Consider the following 23,845-nt stretch of genomic DNA (forward strand, 5'->3'; position numbering starts at 1 on the left):
GGGGGACGCGTCGTGGCGACGCAGGAAACACCGAAAGACTAGCCCGGCAATAGCGCAAAAAGAAGGCCCCGCCGGTGGTCTCCGGCGGGGCCCGATATTCGGGGTAAGACGTCTCGTCAGAAACGCAGGGCCTTGGCCTGCTTGACGCCCTCGAGGCTGCCGACCTCGGCGATCTGCTCGTCGGTCAGGCTGCCATCGATGGAAACCAGGGCGATGGCGTCGCCGCCCACCTCGGCCCGGCCGAGGTTGAAGTTGGCGATGTTGATGCCGAGCTTGCCCAGCAGCGTGCCGAGGCGGCCGATATGGCCCGGCTTGTCCTCGTTGGTGACATAGAGCATGGACGGCGAAAGCTCGGCTTCCATGTTGATGTCCTTGACCTGGATGACGCGTGCCTTGCCATTGGCGAACAGCGTGCCGGCAATGCCGCGCACCTGGCGTTCGGTGGTCACGGTCAGGCGGATATAGCCTTCATAGGCGCCCTGCTGGTCGCGGGTGGTGGTTTCCACCACGATGCCGCGATCCTTGGCGATCTGCGGCGCCGAAACCATGTTGATGTCGCCCAGCGAGGGTTTCAGCACGCCATTGATGGCGGCGGCGATCATCGGCTTGATGTTGAGCGTGGCCGGGGTGCCTTCGAACTCGATCTTGATGCCCGAAATGGCCGTTTCGGTGAGCTGGCCGGCAAATGAGCCCAGGGTTTCGGCAAGCTTGACCCAGGGGGTGATGATCGGGGCTTCCTCGGCCGAGATCGAGGGGAAGTTCAGCGCGTTGGTGATCTCGCCGGTCATCAGGTAGGCCGAGATCTGCTCAGCCACCTGCAGCGCTACGTTTTCCTGGGCTTCGGTGGTCGACGCGCCGAGATGGGGGGTGCAGATGACGTTGGGCAGGTCGAAGAGCGGATTGCTTTCGGCCGGTTCGACCAGGAACACGTCGAGCGCGGCACCGGCCACCTGGCCCGATTTCAGTGCGTCGTAGAGCGCCGCCTCATCGATCAGGCCGCCACGGGCACAGTTGATGATGCGCACGCCCTTCTTGGTCTTGGCGAGGGTTTCGGCATTGAGGATGTTGCGGGTGGCGTCGATCAGCGGCGTGTGCAGCGTGATGAAGTCGGCGCGGGCCAAGAGGTCATCGAGCTCGACCTTTTCGACGCCCATGGTCTGGGCGCGTTCCGGGGTCAGGAAGGGGTCGAACGCCACGACCTTCATCTTGAGTCCTAGGGCGCGGTCGGCAACGATAGAGCCGATATTGCCGGCGCCGATGAGGCCCAGGGTCTTGTTGGTCACCTCGACGCCCATGAAGCGGTTCTTTTCCCACTTCGAGGCACGGGTCGAAGCGTCGGCCTCGGGCAATTGGCGGGCCAGCGCGAACATCATGGCGATGGCATGCTCGGCCGTGGTGATCGAATTGCCGAAGGGCGTGTTCATCACAATGATGCCCTTCTTGGTCGCGGCCGGAATGTCGACATTGTCGACGCCAATGCCGGCGCGGCCGATGACCTTGAGATTGGTCGCCGCCGAGATGATCTTCTCGGTGACCTTGGTGGCCGAGCGGATGGCCAGGCCATCATACTGGCCGATGACTTCGAACAGCTTGTCCTTATCCTTGCCGAGGTCCGGCAGGTAATCCACCTCGACGCCATTGTCCTTGAAGATCTGGACGGCGGTGGGGCTCAGTTTATCCGAAACGAGAACTTTTGGCATTTTGGGATGGTCCCTGAATATCGATTGCGTTGATGGATCACCCCACCCTCGGTCCCTCCCCATGGAGGGGAGCGAGGCGCAAGGACTGCGCTCCGAGTTCATCGTCTCCCTCCCCCTTGTGGGGAGGGATCAAGGGTGGGGGTCGTTCAAGTCTTACGCAGCGGCCTTGAGCGCGGCCTTTTCCTGGGCGAAGGCCCAGTCGAGCCACGGGGTCAGCGCTGCAAGGTCGGAGGCTTCCACAGTCGAGCCTGCCCAGATGCGCAGGCCCGCCGGGGCGTCCTTGTAGGAGCCAAAGTCATAGCCGACGCCGAGCTTGTCGAGGCGGGCGACGATGGCCTTGGCAAAGGCGGCCTGAGTTTCATCGTCGAGCGCCACGATGTCGGGGTCGGTGATCGAGAGGCAGACCGAGGTGTTCGAGCGTTGGTCGGCCTTCTTGGCGAGGAAATCGACCCAGCCGGTCTTTTCTACCCAGTCGGCCAGCACCTTGAAATTCGCATCGGCACGGGCCTGCATGGCCTTGAGCCCGCCAAGCCCCAGTCCCCATTTCATCGCGTCGATGGCGTCCTCGATGCAGATCATCGAGACGGTGTTGATGGTTTCGGCATTGAAGATGCCCTCGATCAGCTTGCCGCCCTTGGTCATGCGGAAGATCTTGGGCAACGGGCGATCGGGCTTGTAGGTCTCGAGCCGTTCGACGGCGCGGGGCGAGAGGATCAGGATGCCGTGCGCGGCTTCCCCGCCCAGCGCCTTCTGCCAGGAGAAGGTGACGACATCGAGCTTGGCGAAATCGAGCTTCTGCGCAAAGGCGGCCGAAGTGGCGTCGCAGATGGTGAGGCCTTCGCGGTCGGCGGGAATCCAGTTGGCATCGGGAACGCGGACGCCCGAAGTGGTGCCGTTCCAGGTAAAGACCACGTCGCGGTTGAAATCGACCTGTGTCAGGTCCGGCAATTCGCCATGGGGGGCTTCGAGGACGCGCACGTCGGGAAGCTTCAACTGCTTCTGCACATCGGTGACCCAGCCGGCGCCGAACGATTCCCAGGCCAGCATGTCGACGCCCCGGGCGCCCAGCGCGCTCCAGAGGAACATCTCCACCGCGCCGGTATCGGAAGCGGGGACGATGCCGATGCGATAGTCGGCCGGCACTTCGAGCAGATCGCGGGTGAGGTCGATGGCTTCCTGGATGCGGGCCTTGGCGACCTTGGCGCGATGCGAGCGTCCAGTCAGGGCGCCAGCCAGCGCTTCAACCGTCCAGCCTGGACGCTTGGCACAAGGACCCGACGAAAAATTGGGGTTAGCCGGTTTTACCGCCGGTGCGGTCAGGGGCGTATCAGCCATCTCAAGCGGCCCTCCCAGGCCTATGCGCCTCGCGTTAGGGCGAGGTGTCCTGAGGCCGGAAATACGCCCGGGCGGGGCTGCCGTCAACGGGAATCGTCGGTCGTCACTACTTTGTCTTGGGTCGGCTTTCTTGCTGCCGCTTGGCATAACATCAAATGTTTCGGCCCGGATTGACGGACGAACAAAAAGGAGAACAGATAAGGCAGCAGTTTTTCTTCGAGAGGGGGCCTCGTTGACACTGCCTTTGAAGAGTCACAAGTTGATTGTCGACGGTCAATCCGTCGAGTTCGTCAAGTCACCGTATGTCGGTGAAGTGTTTGCTTCTCCACCAAAAATACTGGTCATGCACTTTACCTATGGCGGTACTGCTGCATCCAGTGCGGACTGGTTCAAGAGTGCCGCCAATCCAGGTTCTTCGGCCCATGTTGTCATCGAGCGTGATGGTACTGTTATCCAGTGTGTGCCGTTCAACACGGTGGCCTGGCATGCCGGCAAGTCGAAATTCCGAGATCTGGTAGGGCTTAACCACTTTAGTCTGGGGATAGAGCTGGCCAATTGGGGCTACTTGCAGCGCACGCCCGACGGTTGGCAGACCTATACTCAAAAGAAAATTGCCGATCCGATCCTGGCTATCCATCCCAATGGCAATCCGGACGGCAGTTCGACGCCCATCGGGTGGGAAGGCTATCCCGACATTCAGGTCCAGTCGGCGGCTCTCGTTGCGCGCGAACTCGTGGCCCATTACGGCATCGACACGATTGTCGGCCACGAAGAGATTTCGCGCGGGCGCAAATGGGATCCGGGTCCGGCTTTCGACCTCGATCGTTTCCGCAGCCTGGTCTTCGGCGGGCGTCAGGACGATACCAACAGCGATTTCCAGGTTTCGGCCACCGAGGGCCTCAACCTGCGGTCCGGGCCATCGACATCGGCGGCAGTCCTCAAAGTGCTGCCGCTGGGCACGTCAGTAGAGGTGCTGCAGCGCGCGGAAGGCTGGTTCCTGGTTTCGGTGCTCAATGCCAATGGCCAACCCGACATGTCGGGCTGGGTGAATGGAGCGTATCTGAGCTGAAATGACCCCAGTCCCATCCGTCGAGCCCGCTGCCCAGGCCGCCCCGATCCAGATTTCTCCGCTGGTGCGCTATATCCTGTTTGCCGGGACATTCGTCATGCTGCTCGCCATCTGGGCGGCAGTCCTTGCGGGGCTCCATGTCACCCAGACCGAACTGCTCGCCCACAGCCTAGCCGGCGTGGCTTCGTTCGCGCCAGTGGTCCTGCAGCAGCTATCCGTGACCAGCGAATTGACGCCCGCCATCCTCGGTGGCCTCCTGGCCTTTGTGGCGCCACCCCGGTCATCGACGTTCCAGACCCTCTCCATCTTGACCCTGGCGGCCCTCTGCTGGCTTGCCTATCTGCACCTGCAGATCGTCATCGACACGGTCGGCGCGCAAACGCTGTTGCTGGCGGATGTGGCGCCCGAAAAGCTCACATCGAATGTGGCGGTCCTTTCGACCATTGCGGGCAGTATCCGCTATTTTTGTGCCGTGGTCTTTGCGGCCATTGTCGGCCTGAGGCTCAACCCCGGCATCGCTGCATTCGGTCCGGCGACCGACAAGAAGGGTGGGGTGGTCAAGGCCGACGATCCCGCCCAAGCCGAGATCGTGGAACCAGCAGATGTCCCCGATCCGTCACCGGGGCAAAAGGGGCCAATGGGATGATCCGTTTCAGTATTGTCCTTTGTCTGACGCTGGCCATGGTCGCGCCAAGCGCTGCGGTGACCGTCACCCTGCGCACCTATGGCGCCTGGCCGGAGGGCCTCAAGGTCCATGTGGCCCGCGACGGCGACACGACCTTGCCTGAACCGCTCATGCCCACGGCCAACGAGGTGACCGTGGGCTTTGAGGACAATGTCACCTGGCGGTACGAGCCGACCTTCATCATCACGCTGCCGGAGCAGAAGGTGGGTGGAGACACCGTTCTGCACAACGAATTGCGGGTTGAGGTGCCGCTCAGCATCAAGCGCACATCCCTCGACCTCGTCATCCCGATAGACGTCCTGCGGGGGATAGGGAACAAGGAACGCGAGCGCATCCAGGACCTGGGAACGCATGCAGTGTTTGAGAAACTGATCCTCGCTCAGGCGCTGGCCGCGCATTATGACCGCATGCTGCCCGATCCAAGCGATCCGGCGACCAAGCGAATGGTCAACATGTGGTTCCTCGTCCTCTACGAAGCCATGACCAGCAAGTCACCGCGGCCCCTGCGTGTGGATGACAAAGTAACGGCAGCGTTTCTGTCGGCCTTTGCGACCGATCAAAAGGCCATGGCCACCTACAATGATCCGCGAAAAGGCCTGATCGAATCCGCCTTCTGGCGTGACCTGGCGGACCGCGATGCGCTCTATCGCGCCAAGGACTGCATATCCCTGCGGGCGCTGGACACCTTTCTGCGCCAGCGACACGAGCAAGACCCCGCTGCTGCCGAATTCGCCAAGACCGGGTCTCCCGATGCGCTGCTGACGCAGAACGAGGCGGCGACGGACCGGATTTGCCCGGAATAGGCCGAGCAAGCCAACAGCAAGCCCTGTTCCTCGGTCCGACTGGCAGCGCCTGACCGGTCGTTTTCGATGATCCGCCAGGGCGGCCACGGTCCTGGAGTGGGACACAAGCCGTTGCCTGTCGACCCCACTATGGGTAGACGCCGCGCCGGTCTCCCGGTGTCGTCAAAATATGGGTCCTTGACAGGGTTTTCGGCGCGCGGGATTCGGTTTCAGCGCATATGGTAAAGGACCTATTAAGGCGGCCGAACCCGCTGATTTTTCGCAGGCTTAGCACCAGTTCACGCAGCTTTTCGCAAACCTCCTTCCAGCCCCGGAATCGTGATCACTTCGGGTGCGGAAGGGCTCGGATTTGCTTGCTATTTTTCCCCGCTAATCCCATATTACGCATACCATCCCTTGCGAAAATCGAGGGGTCCGACGCTAGGTGTTGTGATTTTCTGTTGTTGACGCCAGCCCGTGAATCGCTGAATTCTGATCCTCGGTCCGGCGCTCAAAAAAAGCGTCTGACAAGCCCTCGGAACAAGCATCGGCGACACGATCGATGCAGGGCCGGGGCACGGGGCAAGTACTCTGGTCCGCCCTCCCGCGGGCCCGGGTTGGTAACAGCGTCAACGACAGACCGGACGAAGCCGGAATACGGCAGGCGAGTGCCTTCGCGCGCTCGTGACTTGGGGATGACTGAAGCGATGGTTCGCGCGTTTATCTTTGAAGCGATGCCAGGACGGCCCTTTGGGCCAAGTCGTTCCGCCGCCAGTCGGCCTGCCTTGTACCCCGACGTCCACCTGCGGATGGTTCGCGCCATCCGCGCAATGCAAGTCCTATGAGGATTTAAGACCATGAGCATCACCGTCTACAGCAAGCCCGCCTGCGTCCAGTGCACCGCCACCACCCGCGCGCTCGACCGCAAGGGCCTCGACTATACCGTGGTCGACATTTCCGCCGACGCCGACGCCTATGCGCGCGTTGAAGAAATGGGCTACCGCCAGGTCCCGGTGGTCGTGGTCGGTGACCAGCACTGGGCCGGTTTCCGCCCCGACATGATCGGCGCGCTGGCCTGATCGAGGGAGGAGGGGCGCGACCATGGGCGGCCTCGTCTATTATTCGAGCACCTCGGAAAACACCCATCGCTTCGTCGAGAAGCTGGGTGTGGGTGGTGTGAGATTGCCGGTGGACGCCGCGAGCGAGCCGCCGGTCGTGGACGAGCCCTTCGTACTCGTGCTCCCCACCTATGGCGGGGGCGGCGGCCAGGGCGCCGTGCCCAAGCCGGTCATCCGCTTCCTCAACATCGCGCATAACCGCGATCTCATCCGCGGCGTCATCGCCTCGGGCAACACCAATTTCGGCACCGGCTATTGTATCGCTGGCGACATCGTCAGCCAGAAATGCGCCGTGCCGCTCCTCTACCGCTTCGAGCTTCTCGGAACGGATGAGGATGTCGCCAATGTCAGACAGGGACTGGAACGGTTTTGGACACGCTCACACTAGACCGCACCGAAGAACGGCCGGCCGGCAAGCCATCGCAGGACAAGCATGATCAGGCGCTGGATTACCATGCGCTCAATGCCATGCTCAATCTTTACGATGACCAGGGCCAGATCCAGTTCGACAAGGACAAGCAGGCCGCGCATCAGTATTTCCTGCAGCATGTGAACCAGAACACGGTGTTCTTTCACAACCTGCGCGAGAAGCTGACCTATCTGGTCGAAGAGGGCTATTACGAGCAGGACGTGCTCGACCACTATAGCTTCAACTTCGTGCGCGATCTTTATGACTACGCCTACGACAAGAAGTTCCGCTTCCCGACCTTCCTCGGCGCCTTCAAGTATTATACCAGCTATACGCTCAAGACCTTCGACGGCAAGCGCTACCTCGAGCGCTACGAAGATCGCGTCTGCATGGTGGCACTGGCTTTGGCGCGCGGCGACGAAGTCCTGGCGAAGAACCTCGTCGACGAGATCATCACCGGCCGCTTCCAGCCCGCGACCCCGACCTTCCTCAATGCCGGCAAGAAACAGCGCGGCGAGCTCGTCTCGTGCTTCCTCCTGCGCGTCGAAGACAACATGGAATCGATCGGCCGCGCCATCAATTCGGCGCTGCAGCTTTCCAAGCGCGGCGGCGGCGTGGCGCTGAGCCTCACCAATATCCGCGAGATGGGTGCCCCCATCAAGCAGATCGAGAACCAGTCCTCGGGTGTGCTGCCGGTCATGAAGCTGCTCGAAGACAGCTTCTCCTATGCAAACCAGCTCGGCGCCCGCCAGGGTGCCGGCGCGGTGTACCTGCACGCCCACCATCCCGACATCATGCGCTTCCTCGATACCAAGCGCGAAAATGCCGACGAGAAGGTGCGCATCAAGACGCTGTCGCTGGGCGTCGTCATTCCCGACATCACCTTCGAACTCGCCCGCGACAACGAGGACATGTACCTGTTCTCGCCCTATGACGTGCAGAAGGTCTATGGCGTGCCCATGACCGAGATCTCGGTCACCGAAAAGTACCGCGAAATGGTCGAGGACCGTCGCATCAAGAAAAAGAAGATCAAGGCGCGCGAATTCTTCCAGATCATCGCCGAGATTCAGTTCGAGAGCGGCTACCCCTACATCATGTTCGAGGACACGGTGAACCGGGCCAACCCGATCGACGGCCGCATCACCATGAGCAATCTCTGCTCGGAAATCCTCCAGGTCAGCGATGCCTCGGTCTATAACGAGGATCTGAGCTACGAGCACATGGGCAAGGACATTTCCTGCAACCTGGGCTCGCTCAACATCGCCAATGCGATGGACTCGACCGATTTCGGCCAGACCATCGAAACCTCGATCCGCGCCCTGACGGCCGTTTCGGACATGAGCAACATCACCTCGGTGCCCTCGGTCGCCAAGGGCAATGCCGAAAGCCATGCCATTGGCCTGGGCGCAATGAACCTGCACGGCTATCTTGCCCGTGAACGCATCTTCTACGGCTCGGAAGAAGGCGTCGATTTCACCAATATGTATTTCTACACGGTGACCTATCACGCCCTGCGCGCCTCGAACCTGATCGCCACCGAACGCGGCGAAAGCTTCAAGAATTTCGGCAAGTCGAAATATGCCGATGGCAGCTACTTCGACAAATATACCGACAAGGAATGGGTCCCCGCGACGCCAAAGGTCGCCGAGCTGTTCGAAAAGGCCGGCATTCATATCCCGACCCAGGAAGACTGGCGCGATCTGAAGGCCAAGGTCATGATGACCGGTCTCTACAACCAGAACCTGCAGGCCGTGCCGCCGACCGGCTCGATCTCCTACATCAATCACTCGACCTCCTCGATTCACCCGATCGTGTCCAAGATCGAGATCCGCAAGGAAGGCAAGATCGGCCGCGTCTATTATCCGGCCGCCTTCATGACCAATGACAACCTGGACTATTACCAGGATGCCTATGAGATCGGCCCGGAAAAGATCATCGACACCTATGCGGCGGCTACCCAACATGTCGACCAGGGCCTGTCGCTGACCCTGTTCTTCCGCGATACCGCGACCACCCGCGATATCAACAAGGCGCAGATCTACGCCTGGAAGAAGGGCATCAAGACCATCTACTACATCCGCCTCCGCCAGCTTGCCCTTGAAGGCACCGAGGTCCAGGGCTGTGTCTCCTGCGCGCTTTGACAAAAAGGCTTCAACACCAATGAATATGCATGCCAAGCCGATTTCCAGGGTTCGCGCCATCAACTGGAACCGTATCCAGGACGACAAGGATCTCGAGGTCTGGAACCGCCTGACCTCCAATTTCTGGCTGCCCGAGAAGGTGCCGCTTTCGAACGACATTCCGAGCTGGGCGACCCTCAAGCCGGAAGAGCAGCAGCTCACCATCCGCGTCTTCACCGGCCTCACCCTGCTCGACACCATCCAGAATGGCGTCGGCGCGGTGCGCCTGATGGCCGATGCGCAGACCCCGCATGAAGAGGCGGTTCTGTCGAACATCTCCTTCATGGAAGCGGTGCATGCCCGCTCCTATTCGTCGATCTTTTCGACCCTGTGCCTGACGCCGGACGTCGACGACGCCTATCGCTGGTCGGAAGAAAACGAGTTCCTGCAGCGCAAGGCGCAACTGATCCTCGCCCAGTATGAAAGCGGCGATCCGCTCAAGAAGAAGGTGGCCTCCACCTTCCTCGAAAGCTTCCTGTTCTATTCGGGCTTCTATCTGCCCATGTACTGGTCGAGCCGCGCCAAGCTCACCAATACGGCCGACCTCATCCGCCTCATCATCAAGGACGAGGCCGTGCATGGCTATTACATCGGCTACAAGTTCCAGCGCGAAATCGAGCGCCTCTCGGACACCCGCAAGCAGGAGATCAAGGATTTCGCCTTCGACTTCCTGCTCGAGCTCTACGACAACGAAGCGCGCTATACCGAAGAACTCTACGACGGAGTCGGGTTGACCGAGGACGTCAAGAAGTTCCTCCACTATAATGCTAACAAGGCGCTGATGAACCTGGGCTACGAAGCCCTGTTCCCGCCCGAGGCCTGCAAGGTCAACGCGGCGATCCTTTCGGCCCTCTCGCCCAATGCCGACGAAAACCACGACTTCTTCTCGGGCTCGGGCTCGAGCTACGTCATCGGCAAGGCCATCGCCACCGAGGACGAAGACTGGAACTTCTGATCCCTGCAAATGGGATGGTTCAAGGGCGCCGCGAGGCGCCCTTTTTCATTTCGGCTCGCCGCCGGCGGGAATGGAGAGCTGCGTCATCAGCAGCGTCAGCTCGGCCTGGCGGCTGGTGCCGGTCTTTTCCATCACTGATTTCAACTGATTGCGGATGGTGGCGAGGCTCCGGCCGGTAGCGCCGGCGATCTGGCTGACCGACTGCCCGGCGGCGATCTTTTCAGCGACGCCGATCTCGGCCGGCGTGAGATCGAAGAGGGCATGCACCAGCCGCGCATCGGGCGTGGTGCGGGTGCGGTTGAGCACGACAATGGCCGAGGAACTGCCGAAAATGTCGTGTACGGCGCGGCGGATGGGGATGACCTGCACCACGCCGGCAATCAGGTTGCTCTGCCGATCGCGGAGCGGGATCGAGCGCTGGCCGGAATTGCCATGCACGGTTTCGAGCGCCTGGGCGAGGTTGGAATTGGCGCCGGGATCCAGCAGAGCCAGGCGTTCGCTCATCCGCGTGGTCCACACCGCGCTGGCAGAGGCAAAAAGCTCATTGGCGACGGTGATGCGGCCGGAGGGAGTCACGGCGGCAGCCGGCAGGCCCAGGTCGGCCAGGGTTTCGATCGTGGTGCGGACGCGGGCCAGGTCGGCGCGGGCGGTGATCATGGCCGATCGGGCGAAGATGGAATAAACGCCGTCGAGCGCCGCCAGCGCCTCGCCGGTGATCGGCCCCTTGTCGTAATGCTGCTCGACATTGAGGATCAGCATGTCGTCCTCGGGCGTGCGCATCAGAAAGCCCGACGCCCAGCCCATGCCGCGCGGCCGGAACACGTCGCGCACGATAGGATCGGTCATGGCGTCGTCGAGGCTGTCGTAATAGTCGTGCTCGTTGAGAAAGCGCGGCTGGCCGACCAGGCCCTTGCGCATCACCGCCTCGGCGCGGCCGCTGCGGGCCATGTAATTGCCCTCGAGGATTTGGGCCCTGGCTTCATCGAGCGAGGGTGAGCAGAGGATGTGGGCACCCCGCTCGTTGAGCGTGACGAGGCCAGTGCCCGCGGCGCCCGCGAAGCGGGAAAGACGCTCGAGAACGTCCGGCCAGAACTCGGGGAGGAGCGCTGCCTCATAGGCGCGCTGTTCGAGATCCAGCACTGCGTCCGACACGTATTACTCCCTAGTCCCCGAGCAGGCGAGCATATCCGGTTTCGCACCCATTGTAACGCCTGCGGCGCATCGCGCGGTTCCGGTGGGAAAGGAGATGACGGCGCTATTTTCGGACACAGTTCGCGCCTAACCCGACTGCTTCGCCTGCGCCGCGGCGCAAGTGCGGGGTGAGACTTAACCAAGCCTTAAGGATCGCGACGGAACGGACGGAACCGGTGAAGCCGTGTCCGCGCCCCTGCGTTGCAGCTTTGAGGGCACAACCAAAAGGAGACGGCCATGGCCCGTGTATTGGTATTGGGCGGCGACGGATTTTGCGGTTGGCCGACGGCGCTGCATCTGTCTGCACATGGCTACGAGGTCGGCATAGTCGACAATTTTTCGCGCCGTCGGATCGATGCTGAACTGGGCACCCAAGGCCTGACGCCGATCGCCTCCATGGCGGATCGCCTGGCCGCCTGGAAGGCGGTATCGGGCCAGGATATCGAATTCTTCGAGGTCGATGTGGCCCGCGACTATCGCGACCTGCTCGCCGTCATCGACACTTTCATGCCGGGCACCATCGTGCATTTCGCCGAGCAGCGTGCCGCGCCCTATTCCATGAGTACGCCCGAGCGCAAGTGCTACACGGTCAACAACAATGTCAGCGGCACGCACAACCTCCTCGTGGCGCTGGTCGAGGCCCGTCGCGACATTCATCTCGTGCATCTGGGCACGATGGGCGTCTATGGCTATGACGCGGCCGGCCTCGAAATTCCCGAGGGCTACCTGCCGGTGGTGGTCAAGGGACCGGATGGAACCGAGCATGATCGCTCGATCCTCTTTCCCACCGCGCCGGGCTCGGTCTATCACATGACCAAGTCGCTCGATCAGTTGCTGTTCCAGTTCTACGCCCGCAATGACGAGCTGCGCATCACCGATCTTCATCAGGGCATCGTCTGGGGCACGCAGACCAAGGAAACCCGCCGCGACGACGCGCTGATCAACCGTTTCGATTATGACGGCGACTATGGCACCGTGCTCAACCGCTTCCTGATGCAGGCGGTGGTCGACCACGCGCTCACCGTCCACGGCACGGGTGGGCAGACGCGGGCCTTCATCCATATCCAGGACACGGTGAACTGCGTCCGCCTTGCGATCGACAATCCGCCCCAGCGCGGCAGCCAGGTGAAAATTCTCAATCAGATTGCCGAAACCCGGCAGGTGCGCGAACTGGCCCAACTCGTGGCCACCATGACCGGCGCCGAAATCGCCTTTGTCGACAATCCGCGCAAGGAAGCGCCGGAAAACACGCTGCGGGCGTCCAATGCCACGTTCCGGGCGCTGGGCCTCGAGCCGATCCGCCTCGACGATCGCCTGCTCGAAGAGACCATGGAGATCGCCCAGCGTTTCAAGGGGCGCTACAATCCCGCCATCGTCCCGGCGCGCTCGCTCTGGACCAAGGCGCAGCGGCCTGGGCTCGCGCCGGAGGATCGAGGCGCCTAACCCCGCACGGGAACCCACAATTCATGCCGCACGTTTAGAGCGGCATGAATACAAGCGTCACCTCTCCTATCGATAGCCGGCAATCCGCCCTGTGGTCCTTCGAGCGCGGCCGCTCGCCGCTTGTGGGCACCGCCATCCATGACGGCCACCATGTCTGGCCGGACCTCATGGAGGCCATGGCGCTCGACGAGGCCGGGCGCCTGCGCGAGGAAGATCCGTTTACCGCGGAGATGATCGCGGACATTGCCAATCGGGTCGTGGTGCATCGCTCGCGCTTTGAGGTCGATCTCAATCGTCCGTCTGAAGGCGCGGTCTATCTGACGCCCGAGCAGGCCTGGGGGCTCCAGGTCTGGCGCTCCGCGCCCGAGGGAGAACGCCTCCAGGCGCTCCTTGCCCAGCATGCCGCCTATTACGCCATGCTGAAGGCCTTTCTCGAGAGCATCGTGGCCGAGCATCATCGCTTCGTGCTGCTCGACATGCACAGCTACAATCATCGCCGGGACGGCGCCGATGCCGCGCCCACTGATCCCGACAAGGCGCCGGTCATCAATATCGGCACCTTTTCCATGGACCGGGCGCGCTGGGCCCATGTGCTCGACCCCTTCATGGACGCGTTGCGCGAACAAACCGTCATGGGCCACAAGCTCGACGTGCGCGAGAATATCGCCTTCGAGGGGCGGGGCGAACAGACGCGTTTCGTGCACGAGCATTTCCCCGAGACCGGCTGCGCCATTGCGGTCGAGTTCAAGAAGGTCTTCATGGACGAGTGGACGGGTGAGCCCGATCGCATGGTGATTGCCGAGCTGCGCGCAGCGATCGCCGCGAGCCTGCCCGTTTTGGTCGAGGCGCTGGGAGCCCGGCCATGAGCGGCCAGGCCGGGACGGCCGGCCTTGATCTCGACGCCATTGCCAAATGCCTTGAAACCGATGGTCCCATCCGGCTCGATCTCGGGGGCCGCGGGCGGCTCTATATGGATCGTCCCATGCCCTTCCTGGCCGTGCATGTCGGCCGGCGCGCCGACCCGGTGGCGCGGGCGGCGGCCATGGCCAATTCGGCCCACCTCCTGGTGCGCAACCTCCAGGATGCCACGCGGGTCATCAATCTGGTCGGTCCGGTCATGCAGGAGCGCTTTGGCGGCTTTCTGGTCGTCGACCTGGGCGAACTGGCCGCAGACGACCGCGCCGAGGATGCGCCCTATCTTGCCCCCTTCGAGGTCAGCGTTTCCGCCACTGCGGGTGCAACCATGCAGGCTGCGCTGGCCGATTTCGTCGCCGCGTTGGAAAAGGTCGACCTGCGCTACCGCGCGCCGCATGTGACACGGCGCGAGATGGTCGAGGATCGTCATGCCGGCCTCGCGCAGAGGTTGCCGAAATATCCGGTGCTGACGGTGCGCTTTGCGCCGATCTACAAGGTCCCCAAGTCCCGCGACACCTATCCCGAACTGCGCGAGCGGCTGGTCGAAGCGATATTCGACGGCGTGCTGCAGGCCACGGCGAGCTTCATTCGCGCCGAAACCAGCCTGTCGCCGGTGAGCCATCGCTCGCTCGGCCGCCGCGTCTTCATCGATGCGGTCAGCCGTGCCGACAGGGCGGTGGACGAAGTCGCCTCGCGCTTCGACTTTCTCCTCGCGGTCACCCCGATCAATGCCGAGCCGGCCTGGCAGGAATTCAACGCCGCCGGCTTCAAGCGCAAGCCGACTTTTCTCTACCGACCGCTGACCGTCGATATCGCGGAAAGCAAGCGGGCGCTCTGGACCATCAAGCTCGATCATTTCGAAGACCCGGTGCTGAGCGCCCTTTATTCGGAAAAGCAGCAGGAGCTGGACCTGCAATTGTCCATGCTCGCGGCGCGCGGCACGCGGCGCTTCCGGGAACTGGGAAGGGCGCTTTATCGCTCGGTCGAGCCGCGGCTGCTCAAGGCAGCCGAGGAGATCATGACGGCGACAGCCTCGAGCCGCAGTAAGAACGAGGCCGAGAATGTCGACTATCGCTTCGTCGAGCGTCGGGCCCAGGCGATGATCGAGCGCTATGCCGGGCAGTCGAGCAGCTTTGCCGCGCGCATCGAGGTGCGTGATGACTTGCCAGCCGGCATGATGGTGTCCAATGGAAGGCTGCTGATTTCGCGCAACACCGCCATGGCGAAGGACCGGGTGGAGGCGCTGCTCAGCCACGAGGTGGGTGTGCATCTCCTCACCTATTACAATGGCTCGGGTCATGGCCTGCGGCTGTTTCGCGCCGGCCTTGCCGGCTACGAGGGCGCGCAGGAGGGGCTGGCCGTCCTTGCCGAATATTTAGCCGGCGGCATGACCGTGCCGCGCCTGCGGCTCATTGCTGGGCGGGTGCTGGCGGTATCGGCCATGCTTGATGGCGCGAGCTTCGTCGATGTCTATGCCAGCCTCACCAGGGATCATGGCTTTAGCGACCGCACCGCCTTTACCCTGGCCCTGCGCGTTTATCGCGGCGGCGGCCTCGCCAAGGATGCCATCTATCTGAGGGGACTGCTCGAGCTACTCCGTCACCTCGAGGGTGGCGGTTCGCTCGATCCGTTCTGGCTGGGCAAGATTGCCGCCGGCCATATCGGGGTGATGCAGGAGCTGACGACGCGCGGTCTGCTCAAGCCTCCCGTCGTCACCCCGCAGTTTCTCTCCATCAAGGGCGCCGATCAGCGCCTCGACCGGCTCAGATCCGGTCTTTCTCCCATTGACCTCGTGGCTGCCTAGGAGTTCCGCATGCGCATCGCCTTCTTCGTCAACGCCATCGAAGACGAGACCCCCAATTTCACCACTACCGTGCTGGCGCTGGCCGCGCTCAATCGCGGCCACGACATCTGCTACGTGACCCCCAGCGATTTCGTGCTGCGGCCGGACGACAGCCTGTCCGTGACCGGGCTCGTGCTGCCGGCCAGCAACTACAAGAAGCCCGAAACGCTGTTCAAGGACCTACAGGCGAGCAAGGAAAAGAAGACCTTCGACGCTTCCGAGATCGACGTGCTGTTCCTGCGCAACGACCCGTCCCAGGACGCGTCCGACCGCCCCTGGGCGGCCAGCATCGGCACCATCTTCGGACGCCTGGCGGCCGATCGCGGCGTGCTGGTGGTCAATGATCCGGAAGGCTTGGCCAAGGCGCAGAACAAGCTCTACTTCCAGGATTTCCCGACTTCGGTGCGCCCCACCACGCTGATCTCCAAGAATATCGAGGAAATCCGTGGCTTCATCGACAGCCAGAAGAAGGGCGCCATCATCAAGCCGCTGCAGGGCTCGGGCGGCAAGAACGTCTTCAAGATCGCCTCGCCCAAGGACCAGAATCTCAACCAGATCTTCGAGGCGGTGAGCGGCGAGGGCTATCTCATTGCCCAGGCCTTCATGCCCGAGGCCGGGGAGGGGGATGTGCGCTTTTTCCTGATGAATGGCAGGCCGCTGATGCGCGAGGGCAAGTATGCAGCCTTCCGCCGGGTGCCCGCCAAGGGCGAAATCCGCTCCAATGTGCATGTCGGCGGCGGCCCGGCCCCGGTCGAGGTCACGCCGACCATGCTCGAGATTGCCGATGCGGTGCGGCCCAAGCTGGTGCAGGACGGCATGTTCATCGTCGGGCTCGACATCGTCGGCGACAAGATCCTCGAGATCAACGTCTTCACCCCCGGCGGGCTCAACAATCTCTCCGAAATGTACGAGACCAATTTCTCTGACACCGTGATCGTGGCGCTCGAAGAAAAGATCGGCATCCGCAAGGCCTATGGGCGGGCCATCAGCAATCGCGAGCTCGCGACGCTCTGACCTGGGGCGGCGAGCCCCGGGGGATGCGATTGATGTGATAATTGCAGGCCTGGTCTGGCCCTCGCGCGGCAAAGGCACTAGCGTGGCGCTCCTGCCTTTGTTTCCTTCCGCGCTTGTTCGAGACGATCCATGGCCCAGACCAGCCTTTTCGCCCGCCTTGTTGCCCTTGTCGGCGGCGCCGCCGTCGCCATCCGCCATTCCGGCGATGGCCCGCGTCCACCGGCCTATGGCACCGCCCCTGCCATTCCCGATCCCAAGCCCCAGGGCAAGATCCCGACCCTCAAGATGCCGACGGCAGAGGGCTGGAAGGGCGATCACAAGCCGACCCCGGCGCCGGGCCTCAAGGTCAATGCCTTTGCCCGCGATCTCGTGCATCCACGCAATGTCGTCGTGCTGCCCAATGGCGATGTGCTGGTCGCCGAATCCATGGGTGAGGATGGCAAGCCGTCCGGCCTCTTCAACCACGCCATGGCGGCGACCATGAAGAGGGCCGGGGCCCGTGGCGACAGCCCGAACCGGGTGACCCTGCTGCGCGACGCCGATGGTGACGGGGTGGCCGAAGAGCGCCATGCTTATATCGAGAATGTGCGCCAGCCCTTTGGCATTGCGTTGGTCGGCTCGACGCTCTATGTGGGCGCATCCGACGCCGTCCTCGCCTATCCCTATGTGGCTGGCGCCAACAAGATCACGTCGCCCGGCAAGAAGCTGATGGACCTGATCCCCGGCGGGCACTGGACGCGCAATCTCATCGCGTCGGCCGATGGCACAAAACTCTATGTGGCCGTTGGCTCGCTGAGCAATATCGGCGATGCCGGCATGGCTGCCGAGGAAAACCGCGCCTGCATCCACGAACTTGACCTCGTCACCGGCCAGTCGCGCATCTTCGGCGCTGGCCTGCGCAATCCGGTCGGCATGGCCTGGGAGCCGGTTGGCGGGAAGCTCTGGACCGTGGTCAACGAGCGCGACGGCCTCGGCGACGAAACCCCGCCCGACTACCTGACCTCGGTCATCGACGGCGGCTTTTATGGCTGGCCCTATTGCTACTGGAACCGCGTTGTCGACGATCGCGTGCCGCAGGATGCAGCCAAGGTGGCCTCGGCTCTGCAGCCCGATTATGCGCTGGGCGGCCACACCGCCTCGCTCGGCCTCTGCTGGCTGCCCGAAGGCACGCTGCCGGGCTTCCCTTCCGGCATGGCCATCGGCCAGCATGGCTCGTGGAACCGCTCGAAGCTCTCCGGCTACAAGCTGGCCTTTGTCGAGTTCCAGAATGGCAAGCCGGTGGGCATGCCGCGCGAAATCCTCAAGGATTTCCTCTCGGCCGACGAGAAATTCTCTTATGGCCGTCCGGTGGGCGTGGCGCTGGCCAGCGATGGCGCGGTGCTGATGGCTGACGATGTGGGCGACGTCATCTGGCGGGTGACCGGCGCCTGAGGCCGGTCAACCCAGCGGAACGCGGCCGCCCAGCTCGTCCTCGATATGGGCCCGCACGATATCGTCGAAGCTGGTTTCGGCGCGAAAACCCAGTGACAGCGCGCGCTGCGCGCTGAAATTCTGCGGCCACCCGGCGACAATGCGGCCGATGGTTTCGTCGGGCGCGCGGCGAACCAGCGCAACGACCCGCTTGCCGCCAAATCGCTCGAGTGCGGCGAGTTCCTCGGCGATGGTGGCCGAGAGCCCGGGCATGGTGAGGTTGCGCCGCTGTTCCAGGGCGGCAGCATCGAGCTCTGCCGCATGTATCAGGAAGCCCACGGCCGAGCGTGGCGAGGAAAACCAGTGGCGGACGTCGTCGGCGACCGGGAGCACCGCCTCCACGCCATTGAGCGGCTCGCGGATGATACCCGAAAAGAAACCCGAGGCCGCCTTGTTGGGCGCGCCGGGGCGCACGACGATGGTGGGCAGGCGAATGCCCACGCCGTCAAAAAATCCGCGCCGCGAATAGTCCGCCAGCAGTAGTTCGCAGATGGCCTTCTGCGTGCCGTAGCTGGTGAGCGGCGTATGCGCCATGTCGTCGGGAATGGACGCGGGCAGGGGCGTACCGAAGACGGCGATCGAGGAGGTGAAGACGAGGCGCGGACACCAGGGCGCGACTAGGCCCTCTCGCCGAATTGCCTCGAACAAGAGCCGCGTTCCGTCGAGATTAATGGCATAGCCCTTCTCGAAGTCGGCCTCGGCTTCGCCCGAGACGATTGCGGCCAGATGAAAGATCACGTCCGGCCGGCTGGCGACCAGCACGTCTGCCGCGCCGGGCAGCGACAGGTCCGCGGCCACTACCGAGACATGAAACGGCGCCAGCGTCAGCATCGGGGCCTCGACATCGGCCAGGGTCAGTGCCGTGATCGGTTTGCCGCCCAGTTCCCCTGCCGCGATCAGCGCCTCGGTGAGCTTGCGTCCGACCATGCCGGCCGCACCAATAATGAGAATATGCACGCCAATCCTCCCTGGCTATCGCCGCCAGTTGAGCACTGGCCGGAGGGTAACGTCCAGCAAAGAGAAAAGGCCGGCGTCGCGAGGCACCGGCCTTTATTGGTATACGCGGCGGTCGTGGCGGGCCGCCACGACGCGCTTAGTTGAAGCGGTAGCGGACGGTGCCGCGGATTTCGTGCGCCAGCGAGTTGTTGACCTCGTAGGTGGAGGCCGCAACTTCGTTGCGGATCGAGTTCACATAGATGCCGCGATAGCCGATATCGGCGACGAGATCGCCATAGTCGACACCGAAGCCCACCATGAGCGCGGCTGCGGGGCTGAGATTGTGCCCGACCGAATCCTGGGCACCGGTGCCCGGAGTGGTGGTGTAGATATAGTGGTTGTTGGCAAAGCCGACGCCGGCACCGCCATAAACAAAGGTACCTTTGCCCGGGCCGTCACCGCTCAGGTAATAGTCGTAATAGGCGTTGGCCAGGACGATGGTCGAGCGCAGGTTGAGCGAATGCGGGCCGGCGGTCAGCGTGGTGCCGGTGGGCACTTCGCCGGTCATGCCGTCATTGCTGAACGTGTCTGCCGTCACGTCGAAGCGCAGGCCGTTGCCCAGTTCGTAGCCGACGCCGACGCCCAGCGACAGGCCGCTGCCGCCGCGGGTGACCGGCACGTCGACATTGAGATCGGGGTGACGGCTCGTATGTGCCCACATGCCGTTCATGGCCACGCTGCCGCGCAGGTAAAAGGCGCCGCCGAGGCCCGCATCAACGTCCGGGATCTCGATGACCGGGGGATAGAACATATCGGCCGCCAGGGCCGGCGCTGCAATGGCCGAGGCTCCTGCCATCAGCACTGCTGCAAAGAGGCTACGCATAACGAAGTTCCTTTGGTTGCCACGACACCAGGTCGATTGCAGCCAATATCAGGCAAACTTCTTAAAGTGCGCTTAACCTAAAAATTTAACCCTACTGCACAGTCAACATCAGTGGTTTACGAGCCGTTACTTCACGGCTCGGTAGTTACACTCTGGTAAGGACTTGTGCGTGTCAGGCGACCTGGCGAATGGCGGATTCCACCTGCCCGACCACGGTCTCGACCAGGGCCGCATCATCGGCCTCGCCCATGACGCGGATGACGGGTTCCGTGCCCGAGGCGCGGACCACAAGGCGCCCGCCCTTGCCCAGCATGGCCTGGCCATCGGCAATGGCCTGGATGACCTGCTGGTGCTCGAGCGGCTTGCCGGACTTGAACTTCACGCTCCTCAGGAGCTGCGGCACCTTTTCGAAGCGGGCGCAGATTTCCGAGATCGGGCGGTCGCGCTGCTTGAGCACGGAGAGCAGTTGCAGCGCCGCGACGAGGCCATCGCCCGTCGTGGTGAAATCCGACAGGATGATGTGGCCCGACTGTTCGCCGCCGACATTGAAACCCTTGGCGCGCATGGCTTCGAGCACATAGCGGTCGCCCACCTGGGTGCGTTCGAGGGTGAGGCCGAGCCCGGTCAGGTGGCGCTCGAGACCCAGATTGGACATGATGGTGGCGACGATGCCGCCACCCACCAGCATCTGGCGCTCCAGCCAGCTCTCGGCGATCACGGCCATGAACTGGTCGCCGTCGACCACATTGCCCTTTTCGTCGATGATGATGACGCGGTCGGCGTCGCCGTCGAGGGCAATGCCGATATCGGCGCGCACTTCCTTGACCTTGGCGGCCACCGCTTCGGGGGCGGTCGAGCCCACCTTGTGATTGATGTTGAAGCCATCGGGTTCACCGCCGATGGTGAAGACCTCGGCGCCCAGTTCCCAGAGGGCTACCGGGGCGACCTTGTAGGCCGCGCCATTGGCGCAGTCGAGCACGACACGCAGGCCTGTCAGGTCGATGTTCCGGGGCAGGGTACGCTTGGCATATTCGATATAGCGGGTGCGTGCTTCCTCGTCGCGATGGGCGCGGCCGATGTCGCGGCCACGGGCTAGGTGCTTGGTCATGTCGCTGTCGATCAGCGCCTCGATCTCAAGTTCCAGCTCGTCGCTGAGCTTGTAGCCGTCGGGACGGAACAGCTTGATGCCGTTGTCGTCAAAGGGGTTGTGGGAGGCCGAGATCATGACGCCGAGGTCGGCGCGCAGCGAACGGGTCAGCATGGCCACGGCGGGGGTCGGCATCGGCCCGAGCAGATAGACGTCCATGCCAACGGCGGTGAAACCGGCGGTCAGCGCCTGCTCGATCATATAACCCGAGCGGCGGGTGTCCTTGCCGATCACCACGCGGTTGCGGTGGTCGCCGCGCACGAATTTGGTGCCGGCCGCCATGCCCACCTTGAGGGCGAGCTCGGGGGTGAGTTTGTCGCCATTTGCGAGACCGCGAATGCCGTCAGTGCCGAAATATCTGCGGGCCATGTCTCAATCCCCGTTTCACTGGTCTTGGAAGTCTAATACCACTTTGCGCAGCTTTATCCGAGTGTCCGGCAAAGCGAAAGGGTCGCCTTGCGGCGACCCTTAACTGGACTGCTTAACGCCGTCAGCTCTCGGGCTGCGGCTCCATGCCGGGCTCGGGCGGGCTGTCGGGGCGCTTCTTGCCCGTCTTGCCGGCCGAGGGCACACCGGTGGCCTTGGGCGCGGCCGGGCCGCTGTCATCAGGACGCATCGGCTGCTTGCCGTCCATCAGGGCGCGCAGTTCGTCGCCGGTCAGCGTCTCGAACTCGAGCAGGGCCTGAGCAATGGCTTCCCACTGGTCGTTGTAGGTGGTCAGGATATGGCGGGCCGAGGCTTCGCCGTCCTCGATCAGCTTGCGCACTTCCTCGTCGATCAGCTTGGCCGTCTCGTCGGACATGTTCTGCGACTGCGTCACCGAATGACCGAGGAACACTTCCTGGTCATTGGAGCGGTAGCGCACGCGGCCGAGCCGTTCGCTCATGCCCCATTCCATGACCATGGAGCGGGCGAGGTTGGTCGCCATCTGGATATCGCCCGAGGCGCCTGATGTGACCTTTTCCGGACCGAACTTGATGATCTCGGCTTCGCGGCCGCCGAACAGCATGGTGAGACGGGCCAGGGCCTTTTCACGGCTGAACGAATAGCTGTCGGTCTCGGGCAGGGTCATCACCATGCCCAGCGCACGGCCGCGCGGGATGATGGTGGCCTTGTGGATCGGGTCGATACCGGCAACCTTGAGGGCGATGATGGCGTGGCCGGCCTCGTGATAGGCGGTCAGCTTCTTCTCGTCGTCGGTCATGGCCATGGTGCGGCGCTCGGCGCCCATCATGATCTTGTCCTTGGCGTCCTCGAATTCCTGGTGGGTGACGAAGCGCTTGTTCTTGCGCGCCGCCATCAGGGCCGCCTCGTTGACGAGGTTCATCAGATCCGCACCGGAGAAACCGGGCGTCCCGCGGGCCAGCACCTTGAGGTCGACGTCGGGGGCCAGCGGCACCTTGCGGACGTGGACCTTGAGCACCTTTTCGCGGCCCGAGACATCCGGGTTCGGCACGACGACCTGGCGGTCGAAGCGGCCCGGACGGAGCAGGGCCGGGTCGAGCACGTCGGGACGGTTGGTGGCGGCGATCAGGATGATGCCTTCATTGGCTTCAAAGCCGTCCATCTCGACGAGGAGCTGGTTGAGGGTCTGTTCGCGTTCGTCGTTACCACCGCCGAGACCCGCGCCACGCTGGCGGCCGACGGCGTCGATTTCGTCGATGAAGATGATGCAGGGTGCGTTCTTCTTGGCCTGCTCGAACATGTCGCGGACGCGGCTGGCGCCGACGCCGACGAACATTTCCACGAAGTCGGAACCGGAAATGGTGAAGAAGGGAACATTGGCTTCGCCGGCGACCGAGCGAGCCAGCAGCGTCTTACCGGTACCGGGAGGGCCGACCAGCAGCACGCCGCGCGGGATGCGGCCGCCCAGGCGCTGGAATTTTCCGGGATCGCGGAGGAATTCGACGATTTCCTCGAGATCCTGCTTGGCTTCGTCGACACCAGCGACGTCTTCGAAGGTCACCTTGCCCTGAGTTTCCGTCAGCAGCTTGGCGCGCGACTTGCCAAAGCCCATGGCGCCACCGCGGCCACCGCCCTGCATCTGGCGGATAAAGAAGAACCAGACGCCGATGATGACGATGAACGGCAGCCAGCTCGAAAGCAGGATGGACCAGAATGGGCTCGATTCCGGCGCGCGGGCGGTGATCGCCACATTGGAGTTCTCGAGCTTGGTGATCACGTCGGCGCCATCGGGAATGATGGTTTCGAAGCGGGTTCCGTCGCTGAGCTGGCCCGAAACGACATTGTCGGTGATGGTGACGGAAGAGACGCGGCCCGCCTCGATATCGCTGACGAACTGGCTGTAGGTCTTTTCGCCCACGGACATGGTGCGCGTGGAAGACTGGAAGACCTGGAACAGGCCCATCAGCATAAAGAGGATGACCAGCCAGATGGCGAAGTTGCGGAAATTTCCGTTCATCAAATCCTGTCCCGGAGAGGCCGGCGCATGGCACGCGCCAGTGTTGGGCGAATGTAAGACCCTCATTGGGGCGTTACAAGGGCAAGACCTCGGCTCTTCGGGCCTTTCCGTCCAGTCATAATGTCGCGATGGGGTTAATACGCGGTGGCGAGCAAAAGGATGCAATGGCAGCGGTCTTGTCCGGTCGGCTGTCGGCCTCCGGTTGGACTATTGACGGACCCCGAGGCGGCTGGCGCCTCATGAGATTAAAAATGCGAGACGCATACCGCCCCGGGGCGCCGGTTTTTGGAACTGTCCGGCGGCGGGGGATCGCTCGTCCCGTCGCGGCCGGACTGGAACCTGTGGGAC

Annotated in this window: 19 protein-coding genes; 12 read left to right on the forward strand and 7 right to left on the reverse strand. The window is 63.0% G+C overall.

What is annotated here, in order from left to right; all coding sequences use genetic code 11:
• Positions 1–116: 116 nt before the first annotated feature.
• Both serA and JEQ47_RS19040 read right to left on the reverse strand, forming a co-directional pair.
• Positions 117–1,700, reverse strand: a complete 1,584-nt coding sequence (gene serA, locus JEQ47_RS19035; RefSeq protein ID WP_198878021.1) for a phosphoglycerate dehydrogenase — start codon at positions 1,698–1,700, stop codon at positions 117–119.
• A 153-nt stretch (positions 1,701–1,853) separates the two neighbouring features.
• The gene (locus JEQ47_RS19040; RefSeq protein ID WP_198878022.1) at positions 1,854–3,035 is read right to left on the reverse strand and encodes a phosphoserine transaminase; all 1,182 of its coding nucleotides are present in this window, start codon (positions 3,033–3,035) and stop codon (positions 1,854–1,856) included.
• A gap of 232 nt (positions 3,036–3,267) precedes the next feature.
• Between JEQ47_RS19040 and JEQ47_RS19045 the strand changes: the two genes are divergently transcribed.
• The 7 genes from JEQ47_RS19045 (at position 3,268) to nrdF (ending at position 10,233) form a co-directional block, all read left to right on the forward strand.
• Complete coding sequence (locus JEQ47_RS19045; RefSeq protein WP_198878023.1) at positions 3,268–4,104, forward strand: N-acetylmuramoyl-L-alanine amidase; 837 nt, start codon at positions 3,268–3,270, stop codon at positions 4,102–4,104.
• A gap of 1 nt (position 4,105) precedes the next feature.
• The gene (locus JEQ47_RS19050; protein WP_198878024.1) at positions 4,106–4,750 is read left to right on the forward strand and encodes a hypothetical protein; all 645 of its coding nucleotides are present in this window, start codon (positions 4,106–4,108) and stop codon (positions 4,748–4,750) included.
• A complete protein-coding gene (locus JEQ47_RS19055) occupies positions 4,747–5,592 on the forward strand; it encodes a hypothetical protein (RefSeq protein ID WP_198878025.1) in 846 nt (281 codons plus the stop codon). The genes JEQ47_RS19050 and JEQ47_RS19055 overlap by 4 nt, the downstream gene beginning before the upstream one ends.
• An 836-nt stretch (positions 5,593–6,428) precedes the next feature.
• Positions 6,429–6,650 (forward strand): glutaredoxin-like protein NrdH, encoded by a 222-nt coding sequence (gene nrdH, locus JEQ47_RS19060; protein ID WP_198878026.1) that lies wholly within the window; start codon positions 6,429–6,431, stop codon positions 6,648–6,650.
• Positions 6,651–6,672: 22 nt separating this feature from the next.
• On the forward strand, positions 6,673–7,077 hold the full coding sequence (nrdI, locus tag JEQ47_RS19065; RefSeq protein ID WP_198878027.1) for a class Ib ribonucleoside-diphosphate reductase assembly flavoprotein NrdI: 405 nt from the start codon (positions 6,673–6,675) through the stop codon (positions 7,075–7,077).
• Entirely contained in the window at positions 7,059–9,239 is a 2,181-nt protein-coding gene (nrdE, locus tag JEQ47_RS19070) for a class 1b ribonucleoside-diphosphate reductase subunit alpha (RefSeq protein WP_198878028.1), read from the forward strand. The genes nrdI and nrdE overlap by 19 nt, the downstream gene beginning before the upstream one ends.
• Before the next feature lie 19 nt (positions 9,240–9,258).
• Complete coding sequence (gene nrdF, locus JEQ47_RS19075; RefSeq protein ID WP_198878029.1) at positions 9,259–10,233, forward strand: class 1b ribonucleoside-diphosphate reductase subunit beta; 975 nt, start codon at positions 9,259–9,261, stop codon at positions 10,231–10,233.
• Positions 10,234–10,278: 45 nt separating this feature from the next.
• Here the strand turns inward: nrdF and JEQ47_RS21130 are convergent, their stop codons facing one another.
• Positions 10,279–11,385, reverse strand: a complete 1,107-nt coding sequence (locus tag JEQ47_RS21130; protein WP_198878030.1) for a helix-turn-helix transcriptional regulator — start codon at positions 11,383–11,385, stop codon at positions 10,279–10,281.
• Positions 11,386–11,661: 276 nt separating this feature from the next.
• Between JEQ47_RS21130 and JEQ47_RS19085 the strand changes: the two genes are divergently transcribed.
• The 5 genes from JEQ47_RS19085 to JEQ47_RS19105 all read left to right on the forward strand — a co-directional run bounded on the left by JEQ47_RS19085 (position 11,662) and on the right by JEQ47_RS19105 (position 18,070).
• Positions 11,662–12,867, forward strand: coding sequence for an NAD-dependent epimerase/dehydratase family protein (locus tag JEQ47_RS19085; RefSeq protein WP_198878031.1), 1,206 nt, complete (start codon positions 11,662–11,664; stop codon positions 12,865–12,867).
• Between the two features lie 44 nt (positions 12,868–12,911).
• The gene (locus tag JEQ47_RS19090) at positions 12,912–13,733 is read left to right on the forward strand and encodes an N-formylglutamate amidohydrolase (RefSeq protein WP_198878032.1); all 822 of its coding nucleotides are present in this window, start codon (positions 12,912–12,914) and stop codon (positions 13,731–13,733) included.
• On the forward strand, positions 13,730–15,586 hold the full coding sequence (locus JEQ47_RS19095) for a flavohemoglobin expression-modulating QEGLA motif protein (protein ID WP_198878033.1): 1,857 nt from the start codon (positions 13,730–13,732) through the stop codon (positions 15,584–15,586). Before JEQ47_RS19090 ends, JEQ47_RS19095 begins: the two co-directional genes overlap by 4 nt.
• 9 nt (positions 15,587–15,595) lie before the next feature.
• Positions 15,596–16,639, forward strand: coding sequence for a glutathione synthetase (locus JEQ47_RS19100; protein WP_198878034.1), 1,044 nt, complete (start codon positions 15,596–15,598; stop codon positions 16,637–16,639).
• A 129-nt stretch (positions 16,640–16,768) separates the two neighbouring features.
• Positions 16,769–18,070 carry a PQQ-dependent sugar dehydrogenase gene (locus tag JEQ47_RS19105; protein WP_198878035.1) on the forward strand — a complete coding sequence of 434 codons (1,302 nt, stop codon included), beginning with the start codon at positions 16,769–16,771 and terminating at the stop codon, positions 18,068–18,070.
• Positions 18,071–18,076: 6 nt separating this feature from the next.
• Here the strand turns inward: JEQ47_RS19105 and denD are convergent, their stop codons facing one another.
• From denD to ftsH, 4 genes are all read right to left on the reverse strand, one after another.
• Positions 18,077–19,066, reverse strand: coding sequence for a D-erythronate dehydrogenase (gene denD, locus JEQ47_RS19110; protein WP_198878036.1), 990 nt, complete (start codon positions 19,064–19,066; stop codon positions 18,077–18,079).
• Between the two features lie 136 nt (positions 19,067–19,202).
• On the reverse strand, positions 19,203–19,928 hold the full coding sequence (locus JEQ47_RS19115) for an outer membrane protein (RefSeq protein ID WP_198878037.1): 726 nt from the start codon (positions 19,926–19,928) through the stop codon (positions 19,203–19,205).
• A gap of 172 nt (positions 19,929–20,100) precedes the next feature.
• Positions 20,101–21,444 carry a phosphoglucosamine mutase gene (gene glmM / locus JEQ47_RS19120; protein ID WP_198878038.1) on the reverse strand — a complete coding sequence of 448 codons (1,344 nt, stop codon included), beginning with the start codon at positions 21,442–21,444 and terminating at the stop codon, positions 20,101–20,103.
• A 121-nt stretch (positions 21,445–21,565) separates the two neighbouring features.
• Positions 21,566–23,497 (reverse strand): ATP-dependent zinc metalloprotease FtsH, encoded by a 1,932-nt coding sequence (ftsH, locus tag JEQ47_RS19125; RefSeq protein ID WP_198878039.1) that lies wholly within the window; start codon positions 23,495–23,497, stop codon positions 21,566–21,568.
• Between the last annotated feature and the right edge of the window lie 348 nt (positions 23,498–23,845).

It is taken from the genome of Devosia sediminis (assembly GCF_016411825.1).
GTDB classification, from domain to species: Bacteria; Pseudomonadota; Alphaproteobacteria; order Rhizobiales; family Devosiaceae; genus Devosia; species Devosia sediminis.

Excerpts from the sequence above, each read along its gene's own strand:
- serA (WP_198878021.1), bottom strand. The coding sequence starts at position 1,700 with ATGCCAAAAGTTCTCGTTTCGGATAAACTGAGCCCCACCGCCGTCCAG.
- JEQ47_RS19040 (WP_198878022.1), bottom strand. The coding sequence starts at position 3,035 with ATGGCTGATACGCCCCTGACCGCACCGGCGGTAAAACCGGCTAACCCC.
- JEQ47_RS19050 (WP_198878024.1), top strand. The coding sequence starts at position 4,106 with ATGACCCCAGTCCCATCCGTCGAGCCCGCTGCCCAGGCCGCCCCGATC.
- JEQ47_RS19055 (WP_198878025.1), top strand. The coding sequence starts at position 4,747 with ATGATCCGTTTCAGTATTGTCCTTTGTCTGACGCTGGCCATGGTCGCG.
- nrdH (WP_198878026.1), top strand. The coding sequence starts at position 6,429 with ATGAGCATCACCGTCTACAGCAAGCCCGCCTGCGTCCAGTGCACCGCC.
- nrdI (WP_198878027.1), top strand. The coding sequence starts at position 6,673 with ATGGGCGGCCTCGTCTATTATTCGAGCACCTCGGAAAACACCCATCGC.
- nrdF (WP_198878029.1), top strand. The coding sequence starts at position 9,259 with ATGAATATGCATGCCAAGCCGATTTCCAGGGTTCGCGCCATCAACTGG.
- JEQ47_RS19085 (WP_198878031.1), top strand. The coding sequence starts at position 11,662 with ATGGCCCGTGTATTGGTATTGGGCGGCGACGGATTTTGCGGTTGGCCG.
- JEQ47_RS19090 (WP_198878032.1), top strand. The coding sequence starts at position 12,912 with ATGAATACAAGCGTCACCTCTCCTATCGATAGCCGGCAATCCGCCCTG.
- JEQ47_RS19095 (WP_198878033.1), top strand. The coding sequence starts at position 13,730 with ATGAGCGGCCAGGCCGGGACGGCCGGCCTTGATCTCGACGCCATTGCC.
- JEQ47_RS19100 (WP_198878034.1), top strand. The coding sequence starts at position 15,596 with ATGCGCATCGCCTTCTTCGTCAACGCCATCGAAGACGAGACCCCCAAT.
- JEQ47_RS19105 (WP_198878035.1), top strand. The coding sequence starts at position 16,769 with ATGGCCCAGACCAGCCTTTTCGCCCGCCTTGTTGCCCTTGTCGGCGGC.
- JEQ47_RS19115 (WP_198878037.1), bottom strand. The coding sequence starts at position 19,928 with ATGCGTAGCCTCTTTGCAGCAGTGCTGATGGCAGGAGCCTCGGCCATT.
- glmM (WP_198878038.1), bottom strand. The coding sequence starts at position 21,444 with ATGGCCCGCAGATATTTCGGCACTGACGGCATTCGCGGTCTCGCAAAT.
- ftsH (WP_198878039.1), bottom strand. The coding sequence starts at position 23,497 with ATGAACGGAAATTTCCGCAACTTCGCCATCTGGCTGGTCATCCTCTTT.